Below are 546 nucleotides of genomic sequence, written 5' to 3'. Positions count from 1 at the left end.
CAAAGGAAAACACCTTAGAATTGAGGAACGTCTTATAATTGAATATGGGTTAGATCAAAATTATACACTGAAAGAAATTGCTGAAAGAGTTGGAAAAGATCCTACTACAATTTCTAAAGAAATTAAACGAAATAGATTTCTTAAAGTAAGTAGACTAAAACAAAATGATATCCAGCCGTGTCAACATCGAAAAAGTTGCACTAAGACTAACTTGTGTAATACTAGCTGTGGCAAGCAATGTAAGAAATGTAGATTTATAAATTGTTATAGGTCTTGTAATGAATATTCAACTAAGAAATGTTCTAAGCTTAGCCGTTACCCATATGTTTGTAACGGATGTAGCACAGCTACTACGTGTACGGCTGAAAAACAATACTATAAAGCTAGAGTAGCTGATACAAAGTATAAAGAGCTTTTAAAGTCATCTAGAGAAGGTCTTAATATAACTTCAACGGAATTAAAAAAGATGGATGATATAATATCTCCACTAGTTTTAAAAGGACAATCTTTATTCCATATTTTCACGCATCATAGGAAAGAAATAAA

1 protein-coding gene is annotated in these 546 nt (G+C 31.1%); it reads left to right on the top strand.

Features of this window, described 5'->3' with window-relative positions; translation table 11 throughout:
• Positions 1–546, top strand: a 546-nt coding sequence (locus ACQRD5_RS17170) for a helix-turn-helix domain-containing protein (protein ID WP_427747119.1), incomplete at both ends; no start/stop codon positions are given.

Origin of the sequence: Clostridium sp. SGI.024 (assembly GCF_050315195.1) — a bacterium.
Lineage (GTDB): Bacteria > Bacillota > Clostridia > Clostridiales > Clostridiaceae > Clostridium.
The sequence above is the reverse complement of the archived record's forward strand: the minus strand, read 5'-3'. Positions and strand labels throughout refer to the sequence as shown.